Source organism: Sulfitobacter sp. 1A13421, from assembly GCF_043557285.1.
In the GTDB taxonomy this organism is placed as follows: Bacteria; Pseudomonadota; Alphaproteobacteria; order Rhodobacterales; family Rhodobacteraceae; genus Sulfitobacter; species Sulfitobacter faviae.
On the sequence record NZ_JBIFFQ010000001.1, the window covers coordinates 657,831 to 683,303 of the forward strand.

12 protein-coding genes are annotated in these 25,473 nt (G+C 63.5%); 4 read left to right on the forward strand and 8 right to left on the reverse strand.

Annotation, left to right across the window (positions count from 1 at the left end; all coding sequences use genetic code 11):
- Window positions 1-27 precede the first annotated feature (27 nt).
- From ACGYLI_RS03275 to ACGYLI_RS03310, 8 genes are all read right to left on the reverse strand, one after another.
- Window positions 28-2,124 (reverse strand): TonB-dependent siderophore receptor, encoded by a 2,097-nt coding sequence (locus tag ACGYLI_RS03275; protein WP_394417034.1) that lies wholly within the window; start codon window positions 2,122-2,124, stop codon window positions 28-30.
- A 98-nt stretch (window positions 2,125-2,222) separates the two neighbouring features.
- Window positions 2,223-3,047 carry an ABC transporter ATP-binding protein gene (locus ACGYLI_RS03280; RefSeq protein ID WP_394417036.1) on the reverse strand — a complete coding sequence of 275 codons (825 nt, stop codon included), beginning with the start codon at window positions 3,045-3,047 and terminating at the stop codon, window positions 2,223-2,225.
- Window positions 3,044-4,075: a FecCD family ABC transporter permease gene (locus ACGYLI_RS03285; RefSeq protein WP_394417038.1), complete on the reverse strand. Its 1,032-nt coding sequence runs from the start codon at window positions 4,073-4,075 to the stop codon at window positions 3,044-3,046. The genes ACGYLI_RS03280 and ACGYLI_RS03285 overlap by 4 nt, the downstream gene beginning before the upstream one ends.
- Window positions 4,072-5,073 carry a FecCD family ABC transporter permease gene (locus tag ACGYLI_RS03290; RefSeq protein ID WP_394417040.1) on the reverse strand — a complete coding sequence of 334 codons (1,002 nt, stop codon included), beginning with the start codon at window positions 5,071-5,073 and terminating at the stop codon, window positions 4,072-4,074. Before ACGYLI_RS03290 ends, ACGYLI_RS03285 begins: the two co-directional genes overlap by 4 nt.
- Complete coding sequence (locus ACGYLI_RS03295) at window positions 5,073-5,990, reverse strand: iron-siderophore ABC transporter substrate-binding protein (protein ID WP_394417042.1); 918 nt, start codon at window positions 5,988-5,990, stop codon at window positions 5,073-5,075. The genes ACGYLI_RS03290 and ACGYLI_RS03295 overlap by 1 nt, the downstream gene beginning before the upstream one ends.
- Before the next feature lie 187 nt (window positions 5,991-6,177).
- A complete protein-coding gene (locus ACGYLI_RS03300; protein WP_394417044.1) occupies window positions 6,178-11,289 on the reverse strand; it encodes a GEVED domain-containing protein in 5,112 nt (1,703 codons plus the stop codon).
- Window positions 11,290-11,818: 529 nt separating this feature from the next.
- Complete coding sequence (locus tag ACGYLI_RS03305) at window positions 11,819-14,353, reverse strand: ATP-binding protein (RefSeq protein WP_394417144.1); 2,535 nt, start codon at window positions 14,351-14,353, stop codon at window positions 11,819-11,821.
- 78 nt (window positions 14,354-14,431) lie between these two features.
- Window positions 14,432-14,914 (reverse strand): molybdopterin-dependent oxidoreductase, encoded by a 483-nt coding sequence (locus ACGYLI_RS03310; protein ID WP_209218349.1) that lies wholly within the window; start codon window positions 14,912-14,914, stop codon window positions 14,432-14,434.
- Window positions 14,915-15,165: 251 nt separating this feature from the next.
- Between ACGYLI_RS03310 and ACGYLI_RS03315 the strand changes: the two genes are divergently transcribed.
- The 4 genes from ACGYLI_RS03315 to ACGYLI_RS03330 all read left to right on the forward strand — a co-directional run bounded on the left by ACGYLI_RS03315 (window position 15,166) and on the right by ACGYLI_RS03330 (window position 25,270).
- Window positions 15,166-15,786: a response regulator transcription factor gene (locus ACGYLI_RS03315; RefSeq protein WP_067267389.1), complete on the forward strand. Its 621-nt coding sequence runs from the start codon at window positions 15,166-15,168 to the stop codon at window positions 15,784-15,786.
- Window positions 15,787-16,204: 418 nt separating this feature from the next.
- Complete coding sequence (locus ACGYLI_RS03320) at window positions 16,205-16,717, forward strand: hypothetical protein (protein WP_394417046.1); 513 nt, start codon at window positions 16,205-16,207, stop codon at window positions 16,715-16,717.
- A 58-nt stretch (window positions 16,718-16,775) separates the two neighbouring features.
- Window positions 16,776-19,409 (forward strand): beta strand repeat-containing protein, encoded by a 2,634-nt coding sequence (locus ACGYLI_RS03325; RefSeq protein ID WP_394410674.1) that lies wholly within the window; start codon window positions 16,776-16,778, stop codon window positions 19,407-19,409.
- Between the two features lie 119 nt (window positions 19,410-19,528).
- Window positions 19,529-25,270 carry a hypothetical protein gene (locus ACGYLI_RS03330; protein WP_394417048.1) on the forward strand — a complete coding sequence of 1,914 codons (5,742 nt, stop codon included), beginning with the start codon at window positions 19,529-19,531 and terminating at the stop codon, window positions 25,268-25,270.
- Window positions 25,271-25,473 lie beyond the last annotated feature (203 nt).

The following is a 25,473-nucleotide window of genomic DNA, read 5'->3' on the forward strand; positions in this document are numbered from 1 at the left end:
ACACGAGGGGAGTGCCGCGCTCTAGGCTCACCAGCTATGGGCCAGCTTCACAGTGACTTCACGGCCGGGGCTGTAGAAGTCAGCGTAAGAGCCGCCGAAGGAGGTGTGCTTTTCGTCGAACAGGTTGGTGACATTGGCCGACAGGGTAGTCTGCTCGGACAGGTCATAGCTTACCGCGGCATCCACCACGACAAAGCTGCCCGTCTCGCCTGTGGCGTTGCTGTCGCTGTAGTAGTAGCCGCTGTTGAACCGTGCGCCCAAACCGACGGTCAGATCACCGCGGCCAAGGTTTTCCCAAGTCCGGCTGGCCCAGATCGAAGCGACGTTTTCAGGCACCAGACCGGGGCGGTTGCCGACGTTGCCAGAGGTGCCGTTCTCTTTGATCTCGGCATCCAGATAGCTGTAGGCGGCGGTGAAGGTATAGGCGCCCATCTCGGCCTTGGCTTCCAGATCGATACCACGCACGCCGATCTCACCAATGGTTTCCGGCAGGTTAGTCGCCGGGTTGGTGCGGGTGATGTTGCTTTTCGACAGGTCATAGACCGACGCCGTCAACAGCGCGTTGGTCCCCATGGGCTGCCATTTGGTGCCCAGTTCGAACTGCTCGCCCTCTTCCGGCTCGACGCCAAAGCCTGCGGGCACGACCGACTGCGCGTAGTTCCCAAAGACCGAGAGGTTGGGTTTGATCTTATAGGTCAGACCCAAGCGGCCTGTCGTCTCGCTGATGTCGTTGGTCTGCACCGTGCCGGCAAGGTTGTTGGTCTCAGTCACGTCGATCCAGTCGTGCCGCAGCCCGAAGGAGGCGATGAAACGCTCGTTCCAGTTCAGCTCTTGCTGAGCGTAGATCGCCTTGCCCTCCGTCTCGGTGTCAAGATCGGCAAACATCGGCACGCTGGTCGGACGGCCCGTATAGGTCGGGTTATCGCGGTCAACCGAAGGCGCCGCGCCGTAGAAGCGCTGATCGGATTCGTCGGACCACGAGAATTCGACACCCGCCGTGGTGGTGCTGGACGCCCCGCCGAGGAACCCCTCATAGGTCAGATGCAGATCGGAGATCATGCTCTCGCTCGTGCCATCGCTGGCAAAAAAGGCGCGGTCCACCGTGCTGTCATTCGGGGTTCCATCGCTGACATAGGCATAGCCGAAGTCATCGGCGCTGTCGCTGTAGCGCAGGGTGCCGCCAAAGCTCAGCCCGTTGCCGAAGTCATGCGCGCCCAGAACAGAGACGGTCGTCCGCTCGGTGCCGCGGTAGTTGTAGTCAGGCTCACCGTAGAACACATCGCTGCGGTCAAAATCGCCGCCCGCCGGGAAACCGCCGCTGCCGGGCACGGAATCGCGGTTGAGGTGGTCGACGATCACGGTCAGTTCCGACGCATCGGAGGGGCGCCATGTCAGGCCACCCATCGCGAAAATCTCATCGTTCTCGGAATAGGGATACTCAAGCTCGCCATTGCGCAGCAGGCCGGTGAAACGGTAGCTGAGCGTGCCTTCCTCATCCAGCTTGTCGCCGAAATCCACACCGGTTTCCAAGCTACCATAGGAGTCGACCGAGGTGTAGACACTGCCAAAACGTTCGTCACGGGGGCGTTTGCTGACATAGTTGACCGAGCCGCCGGGATCGGAAAGGCCAAAGGTCGAAGACGACGCGCCCCGGATCACTTCGACCCGCTCATAGGCGAAAGGCTCTTCGCGGACCGATCCGAAGTTCGCGCCCAATGTCAGCCCATCGCGGTAGGTATAGGCTTCGAACCCGCGCAGGATGAAATAGTCGAACCGGTCATCCGCGCCATAGCTGTCGGTGCTGGCACCGGCGGTGTAGTTCAACACCTGCTCCACGCTATCCGCGCCGCGGGCTTCGATCTCGCGGCTGGTGATGACCGAGATGCTGGCCGGGATGTCGATGATCTCACCCGACAGTTTGCCGCCGCTGCTGATCTCGCTGGCGACAACCGTTTCGGCATCCGCCGCGCCCGAAGTCTGCGCTTCGGCTTCGAGGATCACGTCATCCAACTGGTAGGCTTCTTGCGCGTAAAGCGTGCCCGGCACCAGCGCCGTACAGCACAAAAGCGCCGTCTTGAGAGAGCCGCGCCCCAGTTGCAGGGGGATGAGTTTGGAAGAGGACATGGCGGTCTCCGTAATAACCTAGTGAATCTGTCGGGATTCCCTTACCCCTATGATACGGAGGAGACCAGAGTCAATCTGACCAAATTAGTCAGTTATTTTCAGGCCGCGGCATCTTTGCGTGGCGGCCCGATCTTGTGACGCCCAATCGGCACCATGCAGGGGGTCTGCGAGACCGGATCGTTGACGATACGGCACGACAGGCCAAAGACGGTTTTCACCAATTCCTCGGTCAGGACCTCGGCGGGCGGCCCCTCGGCGCGGATGCCCCCATCGCCCACGGCGATCAGGTGATCGGCATAGCGCGCGGCGAGGTTCAGATCATGCAGCACCATGACGATCGTCGTGCCTTGCGCCATGTTGAGATCGACCAGCAGGTCCAGCACCTCGACCTGATGCGCCACGTCCAGAAAGGTCGTTGGCTCGTCCAGCAGCAGCAGATCGGTCTCCTGCGCCAAGGCCATGGCGATCCATACCCGCTGGCGTTGACCGCCCGACAGGGTGTCGAGATCGCGCTCGGCCAGCTCCTCGGTCCCCGTCGCGGCCAGCGCGCGGGCCACGGCGCGGTCATCCTCTGCCGACCAGCGCGAGAACAGCCCCTGATGCGGATGCCGCCCACGCCCCACAAGATCGGCCACGGCGATCCCCTCAGGCGCGATGGGCGATTGCGGCAGCAGCCCCATGACCTGCGCCAGCTTGCGCGATTTCATTTGGTGCACCGCTTCGCCATCCAGCAGAACCGCGCCGGACTTGGGCTGCAAAATCCGCGCCAGCGTCCGCAAAAGCGTCGACTTGCCCGAGGCGTTCCCACCCACGATGGCCGTGATCTTCCCCGCCGGGACGGTGAGCGTTACCCCCTCCAAAATCACGCGCTTTTCATAGCCCGCGCCCAGATCGCGCGTTTCAAGACGGTGGTCGTGGGTCATAGCGTGCCCCCATTTCTATTGGCGCGAACGATGAGATACAAAAGGAAGGGCGCGCCGACCGCGCCGGTGACGACCCCCACGGGCAAGCGGGCGGGCAGCAGGAACTGCCCCACGAAATCGCCCGCGATGACCAGCAAAGCGCCGACCAGCCCGGACCCCAACAGCAACCCGGTCGCGCCCGGCAAGAGCCGCGCCGCAATGGGCCCCGCAAGGAAGGCAACAAAGGCAATCGGCCCGGTCGCAGCCGTCGCGATGGCCACAAGGCCGACGGCGGCCAGTGTCACCCGCAGCCGCGTGGCGTCGGCCCGCACACCCAAGGCCTCGGCGGTGTCATCGCCAAGGCGCAGCACCTCCAAATCGCGGGCGGTAACGGCCAGTAGCCCTCCGAACACCAACAGCGCCCCGGCCACGGGCAGGGCTTGGACAAGCTGCATGCCGTTAAGGCTGCCGGTCAGCCAGCGCATCGCCTCGGCCCGGTCCCATGCGGGCGCTTCAAGCAAGACATAGGCCGTCACACTGTCGAGCATGGCAGAGACGCCGATGCCGATCAGGATCAGCCGCGCCCCGGCGGCACCGCGGCGCGAGGACAGCGCCCAGATCATCGCCGCGACCCCAAGCCCCGCCACGACCGCCACAAGCGACACCAGCCAACCGTCGAGGGCCAGAATAACGATGGCAAAGACCGCCGCCGCACCTGCGCTGGCGCTGATGCCGATGATATCGGGGCTGGCCAGCGGGTTGCGCAGCATGATCTGAAACGCCACCCCGCCCAAGCCAAAACTCGCCCCGGCCAGCAGCCCCATGACTGCGCGCGGCAGACGTAAATCGGCCACCACGAAAGAGGCGTTCGCGCCCGGTGCGCCCGTCAGCGCGGCCCAGACGTCACCCGGCGGCAGGCAGCCGCGCCCGCAGCTCAGCGTCAGAAGCATCAGGCCCAAAACAAGCGCGGCCAGTGCGCCCAGCACCTGAATGCGGCGCGCGGCGGCGGGGCGAAAACTGCGCGGCGCGCTGAAGGTCACATCGCTCATAGCCCGCGCATCCTGTGATTGCGTACCGTCCAGATAAAGAAGGGCGCGCCGACAAAGGCCGTGACGATGCCCACGTCCAACTCATTCGGGCGGGCGATGACGCGGCCCAGCACGTCCGACAGCCCCAGCATGGAGGCCCCCGCCAAGGCCGAGAGCGGCAGCACCAGCCGGTAATCGACACCCGCGATCATCCGACACAGATGCGGCACCACCAGCCCGACAAAGCCGATCGGCCCGCAAAGCGCCGTCGCCGTGCCGCAAAGGATCACCGCCCCCGCCGCCGCCATGACCCGGCCCAAGGCGACGCTTTGGCCAAGGCCGGTGGCCAGTTCTTCGCCCAGGGCCAATGCGTTGAGAACCCGGGCCGAGGCGAGGCTCAGCGCCAGCCCCACCAGCGCGAAGGGCAAGGCGGGCAAGAGGGTCTCAAAGCTCGCGCCGCCGATGCCGCCGACCTGCCAAGATTGCACGGAACCCGCGATGTCATTGCGTGGCAGCACCACCGCGATGATAAAGGCCGAAACCGCGACAGAGGTCGCGGTGCCCGCAAGGGTCAGCTTGAGCGGCGTCGCTCCGCCCTGCCCGGCGGAGCCAATCAGATAGACGAAAACCGCCGTCACCCCGGCCCCGGCGATGCCGAGCCACAGAAAACTATGCGCGCCGCTGATGTCGAACCAAGCGATGCCCACCACGACGAAAAGTGCGGCACCCGCGTTGACGCCCAGAATGCCCGGGTCGGCCAGCGGGTTGCGGCTGATGCCCTGCATCACCGCGCCTGCGAGGCCAAGCGCCGCGCCCGCCAGAACGGCCAGCGCCGTGCGCGGCATCCGCACGGCGACGGCTGCGGCGCCGATGGTCTCGATCCGGCCGGTCATCCCCGCCCAGATCTCGCCCCACGGCACGGCGCGCGCGCCCACGGTCAACGACAGGCCGGTCATCAGCAGAAGCAGGCCAAGCAAAAGCGCGAGGCCTGCCAGCCGTTGGGGGCGCTGCACCTGCATTACTCGTCGCGCGTGGCGGCGGCGCTCAGCCGCGCGAGGTAATCATCGAGCACATAATCGATCGACAGCGGTGTCGGGTTCGCGGCGGTGCCCATCGGGTCATTCGCCAAAAGCACGACCGAGCCGCGGGCGACAGCCGGAAAGCGCGCGATCAGCGGGTTTTTGGCCAGTTCATCCAAGCGCGCCTGATCGCCATAGGTCACCACAACGTCTACATCGTCAAACAGGTCGATCCGCTCGGCGCTTACCCGGCCCGAGTATTTCCCGGCCTCGCTGGCCTCGCGCACCGCTTGGGGCGTCGCCATGCCGATATCGGTCAGGAACTGCACCCGCTGGTCGGCGGCGGCGTAGAAACCGATGGTGCTGAGGTCGCGCGGATCGAGGTGGGTGACGAACATCCCGGTCTTGCCCGCCAGCTCGGGATGCGCCGCGCGGGCGGTGGCGATCCGCTCTTCGATCTCGGCGACCATCGCGTCGCCCTCCTCGGCCATGCCAAGGCCCGCCGCATTCTGGCGGATCATCTCGCGCCATGTCGTGGTCCATGCCGCTTCGGGATAGGCGACGACCGGGGCAATGCGGCTAAGCGTTTCATAGTCCGACTGCGACAGGCCGGAATAGGCGGCGAGAATCACATCGGGCTGGGTGCTGGCCACGGCCTCAAAATCGATACCATCGCCCTCGTCAAAGAGCGTAGGAACCTCGGCGTCCAATTCGTCCAACCGTTCGATCACCCAAGGCAGCAGCCCATCGCCATCGTCGTCCCCCCAAGAGGCACGGGCGAAACCGACCGGCACGATACCAAGCGCCAAGGGCACTTCGTGATTGGCCCAACCGACCGAGGCGACCCGCTCGGGACGCTCTTCGATGGTTGTCTCGCCGAAGGCGTGTTCAACGGTGAGGGGAAAGTCTTGGGCCATGGCGGCTGTTGTGCCAAAAGCCAAGAAAATGAATGACAACGTTCTGAGCACCGCGGCCCCCTTAATCCGATTCTTTTAGTAAACTATTGCCTGTTATGCCGCTGCGGGCGGGGATGCAACAGGTCAGTTCATCGGATCATGGGTTGGGACTGCGCCGGGGCCGCCTGCGAAGCGGCCCCGGGTGTGGTTATTGGATGCTGACCTCGAAGGAGACGAAGCCCTGCGCGCCCGGTTGCAGCGCACCGGTACAGGACCAGCGCAACGCCCCCTCATAGCCCGGCGCATTCGCCAAAGGCGCGTCCAGCGTGCAGGTCACCCCATCGGCCAGGGTGACCGGGCTGGGCACCGCCGCGGCCAGAGCCGTGTAGGGCGGCGTCTTGTCGTAGACGACGATGTCGCGCGCGGGCACGGTGCCCACGGTTTCGACATAGATGCGGTATTCCAACACATCCCCGGCAGCGGCGCCGTTGCTGACCCCCTCGGGCGTGCCCCGCGTCACGTTCTGGACGGTTTTGGTCAGTTTCAACGTGCCCTGCGCCGCCTCAACCACCAGCCGGTCGGTGTTGACGTTTCGCTGGGCAAGCCCGCTGGACCCATAGTTGGTGTCGGCGACCAGATCGAAACGATAGGTCGATCCCTGCGTTGCCGCGCCCGAGGCGGTGACCCGTGCGAGGACACAGATCAGCCCGCCCGCATTGGTAGGCAGCGCCCCGGTAATCGCTTGGTCCGGCGTGCCGTCGCAATCCGTATCCTCGTAAAGCGCGGTCGAGAAGGCCCCTTCGGGGGCCGAGGCTTCGGCGGCGACGTTGAAGGTCACGCTTCCCGGGGCCGAGGCGATATATTCATGCCGCAGCGCCAAGACCTGTCCGGCCCGGATCGTCTTGTCCTGCGATTGGTTCAGCCGCGCCGCTTCGATGAGGCCGAAGTCGAGCCCGGCGTAGGCGGTGCCCGCCGCGGGGGTGAAGGTGAAGCGCCCGTCATGGGGATCGCCGTTCACCACGCCGGGCAAGGCCGCGCCGCCCTCGGACACGTTGAGCAGACCCGCGCCGGGCTGGGCCACCACGGTGACCGCGCCGCTATACCCCTCAGGCAAGGCCGCGCGCCATGTGCCGTCCGCCGCCAGATCGGGCGTGACTAGCAAAGCGCCGCCCGCATCCAAAATCTCGACCACGGCGCGGTCCGTGCCCGCCTCGCCAGTCTGCTGGGCCCCGTCATAGGCGTCGGCCCCCGCGCCGATGTCAAAGAACACCACGCCCGAAAGCACCGGACCGTTGGAGCGTCTGGCCACGCGGGCAAGCGCCTCGTCATCATCGGCCAAACCATCGCCGAGGTCATCCACCAACGAGCCGGTGCCGGGATCACTATCGGGGTCAGGAAGCGACGCGCCGATGATCTCTGCCCGATTTTCCGTGGCGCCTTCGCCCTGCAGCGTGACGCGGATGGTCAGGCTGTGGCTGCTGCCCGAGGGCACGTCGCCGAGCAGCCACAGACCGGTCGAAGCATCATAGCTATCGCCCTGCGCCGCCGCATCGTCCGAGACATAGGCGAAGCCTTCGGGGATGAGATCGAGCACCCGCACATCCGACGGGCTGCCGGGGCCGGTGTTGGTCACGGTCAGCACGAGGTCGAGCGCCTCTCCCACCGTGGCCTCTGTCGCAGGGCTGGCGTCCGCCGCGCGTAAGATGGTTTGGGTCAGGGCCAAATCGGCCTCAGTCGGTAGGGTTTCAAAACCGAAATCAGAACTCACCGGGCTGCCGCCGCCCGCATCCACGGCAAGGCTCGCGATCGGGTTTCCAGTGGTCAGGGTGAGGCCCGCCGGTATCTCAGGGTCGGCCTCATCCACTTCGACCAGATAGGCACGTGCCGGGTCGAGGTTGCTGAAGGAATAGGCCCCCGCCGCATCGGTTTCGGTCACCGCCGCCTGCGTATCATCGGCCCGGTCGCCGGGCGTGCCAGCATCGTCGAAAAGCGTCACGGTGATGCCCGCGGGCAGCGTGGCTTCGGCCCCGTCGCGGCTGCCGGAACTGTCGGCGTCCTCATAAAGCGTTCCGCCGATCCGGCCCTGCGGCAACAGATTGACGAGAGTCACGAGGTAATCCTCAACCTCCCCATCGAAGTTCAGACCGCTGAAGGGGTCTTGCGTCAGCGCGCTGGAGGTCGACCAGCGGATGCGGGCATAGGTGGTGCCATTGCCCACATCGACCGGCACGGGAATGTTCAGGCTGATCTGGTTGTTGAACGCGCCATCCGTATCGCCCAAGCCGCCGTCGCGAAAGTTGATGGCCACCTGTTCGGTCGGGTCGAAGACATTGTTCTGGTTGAAGTCGATCCAGAGCTGAAGATTGGTGATGCCTTCGGTCACCGGCAGGCCAAGGGCCAGTTGCACGCTGAGGGTCTCATGGGTCTGAATGGTCAGCGGCACGATGGTGCCCGCCTCAAGCACCGGGAACTCGGCAATGGAATCCTCGTCGTCGATCCCGTCGAGGTCGTCGCCATCGGCATTGGCGCTGAACATGCTCTCGGTCTCGGAATCGGGGAGGCCACCGCCAAGGTAGATGTCCGGCACGATGATATGGCGCGGCTCACCATAGCTGGCAGGCGCGTCGCCCCGGTCCACCAGATCGGCGGCGGCGATGATGAGGGAGTAATCCTCGATCTCGCCATCGACGGCAAAGCTCGCCACCGGCAGCCCGGCCTCAGAGGAATAGCGGAACCGCGCAAAGGTGGTGGAGGTGGTGGCATCGCTGGGCACGGTCACGTCGATCTGGATCACGCCGTCGCCTGCCACATCGTCAAAGCCTGTGCCATCGTCACGCAGGTCGCGGGCGATGTTCTCACCAAAAGACCCTTCGAAGACCCCGTCGCCATTAAAGTCGATCCACGCCTGAAGGTAGCCCGCCCCTTTGACCGGAATGTTGAGCGTGCTGATCAACCCTTGGGTCATCACCGGAAAGACCACCGCGTCTTCGTCATCGCTGTCCAACAGGTCGTCCGCCGTGGCCGAGGCATCGGACTGGGCCACCAGTTCGATATCGGGCGGCACATCGCCAAGATAGACCTGCGGCGTATCGCTGACCCCATGCGAGGCGGTCAGGTAAGAGATCGGCGCATCGCCAAAGTCGACCCCGAGCCCGTCAAAGACCGCGACCGTGACCTGCGCCCGGTCGCATTGCGTGGGGTCAATGCTGTCGCAAAGCTCATAGTCGATCAGATAGGTGCCCGAGGGCACCCCCGGCGGGACGATCACCCGGCCCGCATCGACGCCTTGGGTTTCCAGCACGGGGACCGGATCACCGCTGTTCTGGGGTACGGCTTCGGTTAGCACCGCAAGCGTCGCGGTGGGGAACGCGGCAGGCAGCCCGTTGATCGTGTCATTGGACATGACCTCTCCCGCCGTGCCGCCAAGCAGGCTGTTGAGCGGCGTCGCGGTATAGTCATCATCGCCCGCCACCACGCTGGCCGAGGTATTCGCCACCGCGCAAAGCCGGATCGACGAGCCGCGCCGCGCGTTGTTCAGCGAACTGCCGGTATAGCCGTGGATGAACTCCCCCTCGGTGAAGGTGCCGTATTCATAGGTGGCATAGTTGTCGAAGCCAGTCTCGTTCGGCTCTTCCGTCCAATTGGTCGGGTCACCCACCTTGGCGGGGTCCATCGTGATCGCCTGCCCCCCGGCGGGAAAACCGGCGAACGGGGCGGTGTGGAAATAGGAAATGCCATCGGGCGCGAGCAGCGGGCCGACCACATCCGAACTGTCATCCGATGTCCCACGGCTGTCCACATCCGTCTGCTGAACGATCACGCCGTTGATACGGCTTTGCTCGACCGCCCGCCCTTGGGGGTTCGAGGGGGTGGCGCTGCCGTCTTCGACCAGGCGCAAACGGTAGGTGACGAAGCCGTTGTCAGCGGGTGTCATCCGCGCTTCGAGCGAGCCGTCGATATTGACCGCAGTGGCGTTGCTGATCTGGGTCGCTTGGAACACGACATCCAGATCGTTGCCATTGATGTCGGTGGTGACATTATCAAAGACGAAGATGTCCGAGGTCGTCAGCCCCGCCGCGCTGCCCGCCCCTGCCAGCTGCGTGCGCGGCTGCGCGAAAACCGAACGCGGGGTACAAGTTTGCGGGCCGGTGTCGGTGGACAAGACATTGGCGACGATGCTGGCGTTCTGCGGGTTGGACTGCAGGCGCGACACGAAAGGCGTGCCGATCGCGCCGATCCCCGCCGTGGCCGTACTGTCGACCGCGCCCGACAGGGCATCCGCCGCCGTCACGGTATATTCCGCCGTACAGGTCACCTTGCCGCCCGGGGCCACAGGTGCGGTGATGGCCGGGCAAGTGACCGTGCCGACAAGACTGTCTTCGATCACCACGTCTTGGTTCGGGTTGAAGGGCAGCTCCCCTGTATTGGTCACCTCATAGATAAAGGTGACCGTCGTGCCCTGAAGCGCGGAGAGCGGGCTGGTAAACCGTGCAAGGCTGATTGTCTGTTCGGTGGTAAAGTTCACATCGGCGAAGATGCCGATCCCCCGCGCCCCCGCATCATAGGGCAGGGTCACCGGATTGTAGTAGCTGCGGACCTCGCCAATACTTTCGTCGTACCAAAGCTCAATCCGTGAGGTCGCATTGGGGTAGCTCAGCCGGATCGACCCATTGGTATCATCGCCCGAACCGGGAGAGAGGAAGGCACTGCCGTCGATGAAAAGACATTGCGCCTCGTTCCCGTTCAGCAGGCCGGTGTCGCCGGACCCCGGCCCGGGGCCGACCACGACGGTGGGTGCCGGCCCCAGTGTGGTGATACTTGGGTTGCCGTTATCACCAAAGGCGGTCACGAAATCGCAGCGGTCCCCGGTGCTGTGGTTGTCGGTGGGGTCAATGTCGAGGATGTCGACGGTAAGGTTGTCGACCTGAAACGCGACGCCGCCGGAACTGGCCGAGACGCTGGCGGTGATCCGGTCATCGCCGCGCCGCCCCGCATTCGGCGCGGCATCGCCCACGATGACAAGCGAATCGACACCGCCGCCCAGAACATTCACATCGTCGGGCGTGAAGATCGGATTGCCCTGCGCATCAGTGCTATAGGGGCGCAGATTGCCGGTGATCTCGACCGTCGTGTCGATCTCGAAACCATATTGGTCCGACAGAGTCCGCAACAAAGGCCCGGCAAAACCTGCGGGCCAATCGAAAGTGGACCAATCGATCGAGAAATCCCCGGCATCCGCGGGAGAGGAGGAGACGGCAAGCGTGGCACAAACGGCGAGGGAGACACCGCGCAGCGCTTTTCGGTTAGAGAGACGTTTCACAATTCACCTTTCGGTCCGAACCGGAGAACCCGCGCAACGAGGCCCCCAGCGAGAATACGAACAAATATCTACCGGACATTTATCGCGAATTGTCGTTGCCAATGCGAAGGTGCGTCCGGTCAAAGCAGATGCCGCTGCGGATAGCGCGATATACTTACGGATAGGTGAAACAGCTCTGGCCAGATCGCCAAATGCGCCCCCGGTCTTCCCCCCGAGGGGAGGGACGGGGAAAACCGGTGGGGCGCATCGCTGCAAAGCTATCAGGGAGCCGCTCCCTGGGGTAGGGGAACGGGCAGCAGCTCCCGAGAAGGCCCGCGTCGTGAAGCATATTTTCAGGCGAAACGGTCGAAATGAACCGGTTGCCAGCTTGGGACGCGGTCATTGGTCTGGTCAATGACGCCTTCGTGCAGACCCGTCTATCGGCGGGCATAACTAACTATAGGTCGCGTCTCGCATCGTTGCATCTGGGCCGGGGTATAATCGGACTAGTCTTAAGGATAGGTTTCCGCCGCCCCGCTCAACGGACTTGTCAGAGGTCAAGCTGCGCCTTCATCGCCGCCAGCGTCGCGTCGCAGGTGGCGGGCAAAGCCTCAGCCAGCGCGCGGGCCTCTTCGTCCTTGTCGGTCTTGCAGGCGGTCTCAATCTCTTTGAGCAGGCCGTGCAGCCGGTCGGCGCCGAGCATGCCGCACATCCCGGCCATGGCATGGGCGCGGGCCTGTAGGTCGGGCAGAGCATCGGCTGCCATCAGATCGGGCAGATCGGTCGCGACTTGTTGGTCGAGCTTTTCCACCCGCTCGCGCAGTTTCTCCGCGCCCAACAGGTCGAGCAGATCTGCGATTTGTTGTTCGTTCAACAGGGGCCGTTTCGCGGATTTCGCCTGTACCGATGTCTGGGCGCTGGCCAAACGCTCGGGCAGAGCCTGCTCCGGCATCACCGCGCGTCCCGAAAGCTCGCGCAGCTTGGCGCGTAGTACCTTCATATCCAACGGCTTTTGCATGAACCCCGACATCCCGACGGCGCTGAACTCCGCCCGTTCTTTCGGCATGGCATGGGCGGTCACGGCGATGATCGGTGTTTCGCGGTTGGGGCCCTCGCCGGAAAGAATCGCCTTGGTCGCCTGAATGCCGTTCACCTCGGGCATGGAGATATCCATCAGGATCGCATCGAAGGGCGCATCTCCGGCCAGTTCGATCGCCTCGCGCCCGCCGGTGGCGAGGGTGACGTCATGGCCAATCTTCTCAAGCATCGCCTTGATCAGCTCGCGGTTGATCTCATTGTCGTCCACCAGCAGAAGGTTGAGCCGCTGGGCCGCCGCGGGTTCGGCAGGCTTTTGCGGGTCGGGGGCCGCATCGCAGTCGATCTCGGCCAGATCGGCAAGCTCTACCGGCAGGCGCAGGGTGAAACATGTCCCCTCCCCCACGGTCGACTCGCAGGTGATCTCACCCCCCAGACGTTTGACCAGACGGCGCACGATTCCAAGCCCCAGACCGGTGCCCCCGGTGCGGCGCTCATACCGGCTGTCGAGCGAGACGAAATCTTCGAAAATGCGGTCGATATCCCCCGCCGGAATGCCAGAGCCGTCATCTTCGACCTGAAGGTGAAATTCTTCCCCCTCCGTGGCGGATTTGGCGAACCACCCGCGCAAGGTCACATCGCCGCCGGGGCTGAACTTGATCGCGTTGCTTAAAAGGTTCACCAAAATCTGCTGGATCGCCCGCGGGTCTGTGACAATGGCCTTGTCGTCTAGCTGGGTCAGATCAAGGTGCAGCCGGGTGCCCCCGGCCTCGGCCAGAGGGTCCATCGTGTTGATGATTCCCGCCATCAACACGGTCATGTCACAGGTCTGACGCACCTGCTCATAGGTTCCCGCCTCACTGCGCTCAATGGCCAGCACATCATTGATATGGCCCAACAAAATCTCACCCGAGGTCATCGCCGCATCAAGGTATCGCTTTTGCTCATCATCAAGCCGGTCATCTTGCAGTAGTTGCAGGGCCGAGATCACACCATTGAGCGGCGTGCGCATTTCGTGGCTCATCATGGCGAAGAAACGCGATTTTTCCTGATAGGCGTCAAGGGCTTCATCCCGCGCGGCGATGATCTCGGCCTCGCGGAGGCGCTTTTCGGTGATGTCCCGAATATAGGCGATAAAGAGCGACCCCTGCCCCATCGGCGATTGCGACACGGACATCTCGACCGGGAAAATGCGCCCGGCGTGGTCGATCATCTCAAACTCGCGGCGGCCCTTGTCGGCGACCTCCGTCTCGCCGGTGATGCGGAACCTTTCAAGCCGCTCGCGGTGCATCGTACGGTCAGCCGGGGGGATCAAAAGGCTGATATAGTCCCTGCCCTTCGCCGCCTCATGGGTAATGCCGAAGATCTCTTCGGCGGAGCCGTTGAAATCTTCGATCTCCCCCCGCTCATTGATGACGACGATCGCGTCGAGCGATGCCTGAAGGGTGGTCGCAAGGCGCAGGTGGTTTTCTTCGACCAGTTGCGATGTGCGGTTCAACCGGCTGGCCTGCCGCGAGAGGCGGTAGACCGCCCCGACCAAGGCAAGGGTGACGATCAAGACGATCGCCGCCATCACCTCGATCAGCCGCACGATCTCATGGCGTTCGTTTTGGGACAGCTCGCTGGCAATGGCGATGGAGGCGAGGGCAATCTCGCGGGGCACGTCTTCGATGCTGCGCAACATGGCGTCGATATCGTCCAATGCCGCGATCAGTTCGGCGTCGGACCCGTCAATCGCGGGCAGGAACCCGTCCAGCAGGGCCCGTAACTCACGAATCTTCGGTTTGGCCTTTGCGTTGTTGCGCACCCGTTCGGCCAACAGAACGCGGCTATAGAAGATGTCGAACCTTTTGCGGAACTCGTCCAACGCTTCGGGCGTGGCGGATTTCGCCTGCGCCAAGGCGCGGTCGGTCTTGAGGAATTCGATCTCGATCTGCGTAAAGACCCATTCAGCGTGGTCTTGCTGCGCACTGTCGAGCGCCTGAATCCGGTCCCAGACGTTATAGGCCAGATAGGCGGCGATGCTCATCCCCAGCACTAGGATAAGCATCAAGACCTGTCGGCTTCTTGCGCGCGCGGGCCCGAATTTTCCTGCGTCGTTCATCCAAGCCCTCTGCGCCATTGTCAGTTACTCGACACTAATTCGGTCAAGCTGCCAGATCGACCGGCTGTAGACCAGTTCCGTCTGATAGGCGATGTCGCTGTCATAGGGGTAGACCACCCAAAGCGGCCCCTTGTCCCGGCGCGACATCTCCTCGCCATTGGTATGGTAGGCGATGATCGGCCCGTCTTCGACGGCGTCGGACATGGGGATTTCCACCGCATAGTCATTGATCGCCGTCGCGGTGATGGTGCCTTCTTCGACGTTCAGCGTCTCAAAGAGGTCTTTCAACGACACGCCTTCGAATGCCTGCGTGCCATCGGTCCAGATCGTCGTCGTCTCAAAGCTGGAGACAGGCATTGATTTGAGATCTGAGAGAGTGAAGCTATGGGTTTCCTCGGCCAGCGTCACTTCGAGCACGGCCTCTTCGTCTTGGGCGGCAACCGCCGACGCAAGGCCCAGAGAGAGAGCGGCCGCGGTGATGGTCTTGCTGAGGTACTGAAAGGTCATGTCAAATTTCCTTATCTGGCGTTGTGACCTGACCATACCCTGCCCGAATGACAGGCGCGAAGGCGCAGAAGCGCATCCCCCCTATACCAAAGGATAGGTGCGCCTGTCCCCGCGCGGCCCGCATTGCCATACCAAAGGATAGCGGCGCATGCCTTTGCCCCCCTTTCCCCTTGGGCTTTCATCTTTCTTTTGGAACGGGCACACTCTACCAATTAGAGAACGCCGGCCATTTTGGCTTCAGGAGATCTATTATGTCTTTGCGTATTTTAATTGCAGATGATCACGACATGGTCCGAGAGACCATCGCCATGTTCCTTGATGCGGATGGGGCCACCGTCACCGAAGCGGCAAGCGATCTGGCCGGAGCGCTGGACAAGATCAAATCAGAGCCGCCCTACGACCTGGTGCTGCTGGATTATACGATGCCCGGCATGAAAGGCTTGCAGGGTCTGCAAACCGTTCTCGATATCAATGAGGGTCGCCCGGTCGGGCTGATCTCCGGCACCGCCACCCGGCTCATTGCTGAACAGGCGCTCGAAATGGGTGCGATCGGCTTTCTGCCAAAGACCCTGCCCGCCAAGTCACTGGTCAACGCGGTGCGTTTCATGGCGGCGGGAGAGACCTATGCCCCGGTCACCTTCATGTCTGGCAAGGACAATCCCGAAGAAACGGATTTCGAGAAATCCCTGTCCGAGCGGGAGCGCCAAGTTCTGCGCGGATTGATGAACGCGCAGTCCAACAAAGAGATCGCCCGCGACCTCGATCTGCAGGAAGTAACGATCAAACTGCATGTCAAAACACTTTGCCGAAAACTGGACGCAAAGAATCGGACCGATGCGGCGATCATTGCGCGCGACGCGGGCTTCGTTTGAGGCCCGTTTCACACCCCTGAACCACCCCCGGCATCGGCCCAGCGCGTGTGCTGTAGCGCCCCCCGATTTCCCTCTGAGCGTAAACCATAATCGCCCGCCTCGTGCGGGCGTTTTTGCGTTCGGCCTATAGCTGCCCGCGACGAATCAAAGATTCGGAAGCCCCATTTTTCCCAGCAAAATTAACCATCTGCGGAGCCCGCGCCCGGCCCCATTTCCGCGCCAAATGATAGGCCGCGGCGCGACCTGATAGGGCCACCTATCCTTTCGGCTAAGCGCCTGACCACAGGCTCAGCGAGTTAACCCTTCGCTCAGATGATATCGGTATCCGGTTCCCCGAAGATGAGAACAGGACAACGCAATGAGCGTGTCCGTTCATTGCAATCGCCGGCTCTTCACCGGCCAACAAGGGAACTACTAGATGCGTATCCATATCTCCCAATTGTCCAAGACACTCATCGCGAGCACGGCTTTGTCGCTCGCGGGTTTCGCGGCTGCCGCCGACGCGCTCACGAGCGAATTCTCCTTCCGCGTGGTGGAAACCAATGCCGAGGGCGAAGAAGTCCTCGTTGAGCGTGAGACGGTCCGCCCGGGCGAGGTCATCTCTTATGAGCTGCGTCACCAGAACATGACCGACGGCGCCATGGAAGGGCTCGTCATCGCCGCGCCGGTCCCTGAGGGCGTCTCTATCACATTGGGTGCCGAAGTGACCTCTGTCGCCGCGGTCTTTGAAGTCCAGGCCGAGATGGACCCCGAACAGGAAGGGCTGGAATGGTCCACTGTTCCCGCCATCCGCAAGGTCATCGATGCCGATGGCAACATGACCGAAGAGCCGCTTCCTGAAGAGGCTGTCGCCGCCGTGCGCTGGACCCTCTCCGAACCGCTCGAAGCAGGCGATTCCGCCTTCAACAGCTACCGCGTGCGCCTGAACTAATCCCGGCGCCTCTCTCTCCACTCTCTCTCCAACTACTATAGAACTAGGGAATATTAACGTGAAACACCAAACAACCTTCCTGCGCTCCGTAAGCGCCGTTGCTCTGACCGCCGTGATCGGCACTGTCGCTTTCGCGGCACCCGAAGCGGGCTCTGTCATCGGCAACCAAGCCGTGGCGACTTATACCAACGCCGCGGGCGACACGATCACGGTAACCTCCAACACCGTTGAGACAGTCGTTCAGCAAGTTGCCGGCGTCACCCTGACCTCCGACAACACCGAAACCATCGCCCCCGGCGGTAAGGCGTTCCTGCCGCACATCATCACCAACGATGGTAACGGCCCGGATGCCTTCGCACTGACCGCGGTTGAGACCAACAGCGGCACGCTCGACACCTCGCAGCTGGTCTTCTACCCCGACGCCAACATGGACGGCGTGGCCGATAGCGCCACCCCGCTGACCGAGACACCGACCCTCGCCCCCGGTGAGCAGTTCGGCATCGTGATCGAAGCCTCCGTCGCCTCCACGGCCACCGGTTCCGACACGATCACCGTGACGGCGGCCTCGACCCTCGACGGCACCGTGCTGAGCACCAACACAGACACGCTGACAATCTCCAACGACGCGATTGTCGAGTTGGTCAAATCGATGACCGCGGACCCGGCTTCGGGCGGCAACCCCAATATCATCGACGCAGGCGATACGGTAACGATCACGCTGACCTACTCCAGCACCGGTCTGGCCGCGGCCAACAACTACTCTGTGCAGGACGTGCTTGATGGCCGCCTGACCTATGTGCCCGGCTCGGCCCGTTGGTCTGACTCCGCCACACCGCTGGACGATAACAACGGCTCCACCGTGGTCGACACGACAAACGGCTCTGGCGAGACCATCGCTTGGGACTATGACGACGCGCAGAACGTCAACTTCCTGATCTCCTCTGTCGGTTCTGGCCGCTCGGGTGAGGTGACGTTCCGTGCCGTGATCGCGGATACCGCCAACGCGGGCATCATTACCAACGTGGCGACCCAGGACGTTGACGGCGTGGCCTTCCCGCCATCGAACACCGCCTCTGTCACCGTGGACAACCAATATGCGGTTGCGGTTGCCGATACGGCGATCAACTCCAACGGCACGGCCAACCCGGCGATTGCCTCGGCCACCGACGATGACGCGGCCAACAACGATGTCGTCACGGAATCCGGTGATGTCTATCAGGGCGGCACGATCCGTCAGGAATTCGTGCTGACCAACCTCTCCAACAGCCCGGACAGCCTGACCCTCGACGTGACCAATGGCGACTTCCCGGCTGGCACCACCTTCCGCTTTGTGGGCGCCGACGGTATCACACCGGTGGTCGGCTCTGTCGGTCCCTTGGGTATCGGTGACAGCGCAAAGGTGACCTTGATCGCCACATTGCCAACCGATGTCGCACCGACAGCCACCACCAACTACACCGCCGTCATCACAACGACCTCGGACAACTCCGGCGTCAGCGATGTGTCGACCGCCGAATTCACCGGCGCGGTTCTTGCGGCTTCGGTCGATCTTGAGAACGCCGTCGTCGGTTCCGAAGGCGATGGCGCGGCACCGACGAACGGTGGCAACCCATGGGTCACCCAGTCGACAGACCCGGGCGCACCGGTTGTCTTCGAGATGCTGGTCGAAAACAACGGCCCCACCTCGGACAGCTTCAACCTGTCGCTGGATCAGGCCCTGCCCGCAGGCTGGACGGTTGAGTTCCAGCTGCCCGACGGCTCGATCGTGTCGAACACCGGCACCATCCCCGCAGGCGCATCGCAGGCCATCCGCGCCGTGATCACGCCAGCCGATGGCGCCCTGCCGGGTGACACGCTGGTCGACGTCGCGGTCGTCTCTTCCGTCTCGGGCCAAGGTGACCGGATCGTCAACCAAGTCACGGTCAATGAAATCTATGACGTGAAGATCATCGAAGACCAAAGCGCGCAGGCTTCGCCGGGGGGTATCGTGGACATCCTCCACACCATCTCGAACGAAGGGAACGTGGCCATCACCGAGGCGTCGATCACGCAATCGGGTCTGACCAACTTCTCCGGTGCGATCTTCTGGGATCAGAACGGCAACGGCGTGATCGATCCGTCCGAACCGGTGATCGACAACTTCGATGACCTGACCGACGGTGTCTCGCCGGGTGTCAACGGCCTTGCCCCGGGCGACAGCATCTCGCTGATCTACCGTGTGCAGACGCCTTCGACAGCCACCCAAGGTGTGTCCGAAGTCGGCACCATCACCATCAACAACACGTTGAACGGTGTCGGGACCGATATCGACCAGACCAACAACGCCGTCGAAGACCGCGTGGTCATCATCTCGGGCGATGTCACACTGAGCAAGTATCAGTACATCGACGCGGGCTGCGATGGCACCGTGGGCACCTTCACCAAGACACGTCTTGATGTCGAGCCCGGCCAGTGCATCCGCTACATGGTCGAAGCCGAGAACACAGGTGCCTCTGCGGCGGACAATGTGATCATCACGGACGCGGCCCCGGCCTATACCGCGATCACGGACTGTGGCGGCGCCTGCCCTGAAAGCCTGTTCCCGGGCACCAGCACGGCCACCGTCACCTCGACCAACGTATCGAGCACGCATGGCACGATCCTTCCCGGCGGCTTTGCCCGGGTAGAGTTCACCGTGCGGGTCGACGACTAAGCGACCTCTCGGGCGCCCCCGGGCTGAGCGATGCTCTCCCGGGGGCGCCCCCTCCTCCCCCCGTTTCCGTCTCCCCCATTTTTCACTCCCTTCCCAGGGATCGCAACAGGAGCAAGCTGATGCGCAGTTTCCTTATGTCTAAAGCCCGCTCGGCTCTGGCCCTGATCAGCGCCTCCGCACTGGGCCTGAGCCTTCTGCCCCAGACCGCCACCGCCGCCCCGGCCCCCGGTGGGTCTTTCATCCGCAACGTGGCAGAAGTCAGCTATTTCAACACCTCCCTTGGCATCATGGAACGCGTCTTCTCGAACCCCGTGCGGGCCGAAGTCGCCGCGGTTCCCGGGCTGGAAGTGACCGGCTACTCCGACCTTCTGCTGACCCGCGGTGCCTTTGGCCGTTACCATTTCGACGTCATCAACAGCGGCAACGTGCCGCTTTCCACATCGGTCAGCATCGGCGAGCAAGGCAGCGCCAGAATGATGTCGCGCCAATCGCTCTTCCCTGACCTGAACGGCAACGGCCTGATCGACACCGAAGACCGCGCCTTCGATATGTCCGCGCCCTTCATGCTCGCCGTGGGCGAGCGGTTGCAGCTGATCTATGAATTCCGCATCTCTGCCGAGACCCCCGTAAGCACCCATTTCGCCAGCATGTTGACCGCATCTGCCGTGACCGAGGATGGCCAAAGCCTGACCGACGACGCGATGGGCGTCTCGCGGGTTGAGGAAGGCGGGCTCGAAGTCTCGAAAGAGCAGGTCGTCGCCGAGAGTGACGCGGGCGCGCTCATCACCTACACCCTGCGGCTGCGGAACGACTCCGAGCGGGACGCCTTTGGCTACCCTGAGATTGAGGGCCAGCCGATCGTTATCGATGGCACGCCCCGGACCGGTGTCTTGCTGCGCGATGCGATCCCGCTGAACACCGTGTTCCACGCGGTGCAGGATTCGGGCACCATGACCGCGCTGGTTCACATGCGCGGCGCGCCTGACCACCACTATGTCAGCGTCGCCCCGGCCGGGCTTTCCCATGACGTGGATGCGGTGGCCTTCTTTCATGAGGGCGACTACGCCGTCGGCCATGCGACCGATCCCAGCTTCTCGGTGCGGGTGCCTGCCGACTTGGGCAAGGTAGAGGTGCAGAACACCGCCTCGGCCTTTTACAACAACCAAGAAAGCACCCTGCTCTTGGCCTCCAACACCGTGGTCTATGACCGCGATACAGAGACGGTCGGCACCTTGGTCTTTGAACACCCCCAGACCGGCGCGGACCAGCCCTATGGCACGCCGGGCAGCGACACCCGCCTGCGCCTCACCTCGGGCGCCTGCAACATCAGCACCGAAGTCGACAGCACGGCGGTGACCATCCGCAGCATGCTGACCGGCGATGTGGAAACCATCATCGCGACCGAGACTGGGGCCAACACCGGTGTCTTCCTCACCCCCGCCCTGCCGATGGCGCAGATGTCGCCCGCCGTGGCCGGGGATCAGGTTATGGCCACCGACTTTGGCGATAGCTTCATCGCGACAGCCTCTTGCGACAGCGCGGTGCTTGAGGACGATCTGATGATCAACCCCGGCAACTTTCTGTTCAACTCCGTCACCAACGCCCCGATTGACGGCGTGGCCGTGGCGCTTGTCGATGCCCGTTCGGGCAACGAAATGGCCCGCACCCAGACCGACCAGCGCGGCTTTTTCACCTTCTCCGAAATGCCCGAAGGCGACTACCGCTATGCCGTGATGGACGCGCCCGCATGGATCTTCCCCTCCGCGCGTCTGGACTATGCCGGTATGGGCCGCAATGTGATGGATGCCGGTTGGGGCCGCGCGTTCAGACACGCAGGCGGCGCATTGTTCGTCTCCGACATCCCGGTTGATCCGAATTATGGCACGCCGCTGGCGCTGGACAAAGCCGCCGACCTCGACCGCGTGGGTCACGGTGAATTTGTCACCTATACACTGAGCTTCACCAACAACATGCACCAAGCGCTGATCGGCGGCGAAATCCTCGACCGGCCCGCCTATGGTGTGAACTACGTGCCCGGCACGGTGACCCTCAACGGAGAACCGCTGGACGATCCGCAAGAGATCGGCAATGGCGATCTGCGCTTTGACCTGGGCATGCTTGAGCCGCTGTCGAGCCATGAGCTGTCCTATGTGATGCAATTCTCTGCCGCCGCCCGCGAAGGCCGCAACGAGAACAGCGCGATCCTGTCGGGCCGCCAAGCGGGCACCGGGACGCTGCAACAATCGCAGACCGCGCGCGCCATGGTCCGGCTCGACAATTCGGGTGGTGTCTTTGCACGCCAAGGCACCGTGCTGGGCGCCGTGTTCATGGATTGCAACGGCAACGGTCTGCGCGACCGCGTTGAGGAAGAGCCCGGCATTCCCGGTGTGCGCATCGTGACCCAAGAAGGGCTCTTTGTGGTGACCGATATCAATGGCGCCTATTCGCTAAACGGCATGCGCCCGGTCACCCATGCCTTCCTCGTGCAGCCCGAAACCCTGCCTGCCGGAACCGCGGTGCAGGTGACCCGCGCCAACGATCTGCGCCGGGGTGGCTCGCGCATCGTGCCGCTGAAGAAGGGCGAGTTGCGGACCGAGAACTTCGCCGTGGCCCAATGCACCCCCGAAGCGCTTGAGGAAGTCGGCAAACGCCGCGACCATTTCGCCGGCAAACGTCAGACCCCCGGCATGAATTCAGCCGATCTGCCGATCGACGGCCAGCGCAGCAGCACCCGCTCCGTGCGCGGTGAGGCTGGTATCGCCACCACCACCCAGCTGACCCCCGGCATGATCGCGGCACAAAGCGAAGAGGCCGGGCGTGAACCCTCCTCTGTCGCGCAAGCGGCGCGTGCCTCGGCCCAGCGTCAATCGCTCGACAGCATGATCCAGAACCTCGATAGCGCGCCGGGCTTTGTCGACTTTGCCGAAGACACCGCCGTCACCCGCGCCACACAGAACATCCGGATCAAGGGCAAGGCCGATCTCACGCTGTCGCTTCTGGTGAACGGGCGCGAGCTGGGCGGCGACCGGGTGGGCGAACGCACCAATCTGGCGAAAAACAATGTGCAGGCGCTGGAATATGTGGCCGTGAAACTGGCCTCGGGCGAGAATGTGCTGACGCTGGTGGGCCGTGATGGTTTCGGCATCGAGCGTGTCCGCAAAGAGCTGCGCCTGACCGCCCCCGGCAAACCTGCCCGGATCGAGATCCTGATGCCGGAAACCGCTTCGGCCAATCCCGCCTCGGTGGTGCCAGTCGTGGTGCGGGTGCTCGACGCCGGGGGCCGCCCGGTGCCCGCGTCGGGCACCGTGACCCTCGCCGCTCGCCGGTCGCTTTGGGATGTGACCGACATCCGCAACAGCGCGCCCGGCGTGCAGGCCTATCTCGACAATGGCGAGGCGACCTTCAACCTGATCCCGCCGCAGGCCTCCGGCCCCGATCTGATCACCGTGCGCTCCTCCTTTGGCGAGGCCGAGGCGCGGGTGACCTTCACCCCCGACCTGAACGAACGTGTGCTGATCGGTGTGATCGAAGGCGCGGTTTCGCTGAGCGGCGATGCGGGCAATGTTATCGAAGAAGACCGCATCAGCGCCTTCGAGGACACCACCACCGGGATCCGGGGTGAGCTTTACCTCAAAGGGGTGATCCGTGGCGATGCCCTGCTGACCCTGCGCTACAGCTCGGACCGCGACACCGAAGACAGCCTGTTCCGCGACATCCGGGGCGAGGAATACTACCCCGTCTACGGCGACAACTCCGAGCGCGGTGCCGATGCGCAATCTTCGTCGAACCTCTTCGTCAAAGTGGAAAAAGGCCGCTCCTACGTGCTCTACGGCGATATCGCCATCGAGCCAGAGGCCAGCGCGCTGAAACTGGGCGGTCTGCAACGTGTCGCCACCGGCGCCAAGGGCCACTGGGAGAACGACCGCGTTTCGGTCACCGTCTTCGCAGCCCGGACGGCGCAGGAGCAGCAGATTCAGGAAATCCGCGGGCGCGGTGTCTCCGGCCCCTATGACCTTGACCTGAGCGGCTATGTGCAGGGGTCCGAGCGGGTGGAGATCCTCGTGCGGGACGAAGACGGCGGCGATATCCTCTCGGCCACGCCCCTGCTGCGCGGCACCGACTACCTGCTCGACTTCTTCCGCAACACCATCACCTTCGACAGCCCGGTGCGCCAGTTCGACCTAGACGGCAACCCCGTGTCGATCCGCGTGACCTATGAGGTCGAAGCCGAAGGTGCCGAGGCCTACTGGCTCTACGGTGGTGAAGTGAACTATGCCCTGTCCGAGCGGACCTCGATCGGCGCCCGCGCGGTGCATGCCGACGCCCCCTTGGGCAACGCGGCCCGCCAGCGGATGCACTCTGCCTACCTCCAGCACGAAGACCGCCAAGGCGGGCTGTGGGAGGCCGAGGTGGCCCGGTCGGAGAACGCCATGGGCGACAAGGACAGCGCCGCACGCCTGTCCTATGAGCTGAAGACCGAAACCCGCCACTTCGCTTTCGAGGCGATCCACACGGGCCGCGACTTCTACGCTCAAGGCGGGTTGGCCCGCCCCGGCACCACGCAGGTCCGTCTGCGCTATGGCGAAGAGATCGACCGGCGCAGCGACATCGCCTTCGGCGCGGAATACACCCGCGACCGGATCAACGACAGCACGCGGCTGACCGTGGATGCGATCTATTCCCGGCATCTGAGCAAGACCCTGCGCGGCGAGATCGGCCTTGAGTACAGCCGGGACCGCACCGCCAGCGGCAGCGAGACCGAGACCGCCCTGATCCTGGGCGCGCATTGGACCCCAGCGGCCCGCCCCGGCACCGTGATCGAGGCCAAGCTACGCGCACCTCTTGGTGGCGACGCCCCCACCGAACTGACCCTCGGCCTGTACGACGAGCCTAAGAACGGCTGGCGCGTCTATAACGAGATCGAGCTTCAGTTCGGCAGCGACGCTCTGGTCACCCGCGCGGCCTATGGTTTCACCTATACGATGAACGAATGGGTCACTGGCCGTACCGAGATGACCAAAACCAGCGGCACCAGCGACACCACCATGGTGCAGGGTCTGTCGGTCGATTGGGACCTCAACGAAAGCACCAACCTGCGCGCCGACCTTGAGCATTCGCGCAACCTTGAAACCAATGACGGAGAGCTGACTTCCTTCGCGATCGGCACAAGCTGGGAATCGGCGGATGGTGACTGGGTCGGCGATGCCGAGCTGGAAACCACTTGGGAAGAAAGCGGCAAGACCCATTACGCCAGCTTCGGCATCGCGGGCAATGTCACCCCTGAGCTGACCGTTCTGGCCCGCAGCCGCGCCGCGCTTGACCGCCGCGAGGGCGAGAACTCCCGCCGCATGCGCACCCGCATCGGGGCCGCTTATCGCCCCAAGGACAACGCCCGCCTGGATGTGCTGGCTTGGTACGAGCACCGGCTGGAAGAGAAACACGCCAGCACGGAAACGCATCTGTGGTCGATCGACGCGAATTACGAGATCGACGCCGACCTGCGGATCAACGGCAAATATGCCGGCCAGTACCAGAAGATCGGCACCAATGCCGGCGCGCGGGCCAATACCGCCACGCAATTGATCCAAGGCGGTCTGAACTACGAATTTGGCGACGACCGTTTCCAACTCGGCCTCAACGCCACGCATCTGTGGGACAGCGAGGGCAATTCTTCCAACGGGATCGGCGCCGAATTTGGCTTCACCCCGCGCGAAGGTGTCCTGCTGGCGCTCGGCTACAACAAGGCCCGTGGCCGGGTGGCAGGGCAAAGCAGCCTCTATGACGAAGGGTTCTATTTCCGGTTCAACCTGCTGTTGGACAACTCACTCTGGACCCAGTTCGACCAGTTCCTCGGAAGCTGACCGGGAGACTCAGCCCCGAGGGAGAGCCACGTTCCAAGCGCATCTGGAACGTGGCTCATTTCTCTTTCAGAGCGCGGCGTCGCTCCAAAGTCGACCCGGCCTATTCCAAGTGCCGGGCCGACTATCCTTTCGAGACGCTAACTAGCTGTCCGCATTAATGAAATATCGATTTTGGAGGCGCATGATCAGGGACAACGCAAACC

What these genes read in the sequence shown, in the direction of transcription:
- ACGYLI_RS03275 (WP_394417034.1), bottom strand. Translation starts at nt 2,124, where the DNA reads ATGTCCTCTTCCAAACTCATCCCCCTGCAACTGGGGCGCGGCTCTCTC.
- ACGYLI_RS03280 (WP_394417036.1), bottom strand. Translation starts at nt 3,047, where the DNA reads ATGACCCACGACCACCGTCTTGAAACGCGCGATCTGGGCGCGGGCTAT.
- ACGYLI_RS03285 (WP_394417038.1), bottom strand. Translation starts at nt 4,075, where the DNA reads ATGAGCGATGTGACCTTCAGCGCGCCGCGCAGTTTTCGCCCCGCCGCC.
- ACGYLI_RS03290 (WP_394417040.1), bottom strand. Translation starts at nt 5,073, where the DNA reads ATGCAGGTGCAGCGCCCCCAACGGCTGGCAGGCCTCGCGCTTTTGCTT.
- ACGYLI_RS03295 (WP_394417042.1), bottom strand. Translation starts at nt 5,990, where the DNA reads ATGGCCCAAGACTTTCCCCTCACCGTTGAACACGCCTTCGGCGAGACA.
- ACGYLI_RS03305 (WP_394417144.1), bottom strand. Translation starts at nt 14,353, where the DNA reads ATGCTTATCCTAGTGCTGGGGATGAGCATCGCCGCCTATCTGGCCTAT.
- ACGYLI_RS03310 (WP_209218349.1), bottom strand. Translation starts at nt 14,914, where the DNA reads ATGACCTTTCAGTACCTCAGCAAGACCATCACCGCGGCCGCTCTCTCT.
- ACGYLI_RS03315 (WP_067267389.1), top strand. Translation starts at nt 15,166, where the DNA reads ATGTCTTTGCGTATTTTAATTGCAGATGATCACGACATGGTCCGAGAG.
- ACGYLI_RS03320 (WP_394417046.1), top strand. Translation starts at nt 16,205, where the DNA reads ATGCGTATCCATATCTCCCAATTGTCCAAGACACTCATCGCGAGCACG.
- ACGYLI_RS03330 (WP_394417048.1), top strand. Translation starts at nt 19,529, where the DNA reads ATGCGCAGTTTCCTTATGTCTAAAGCCCGCTCGGCTCTGGCCCTGATC.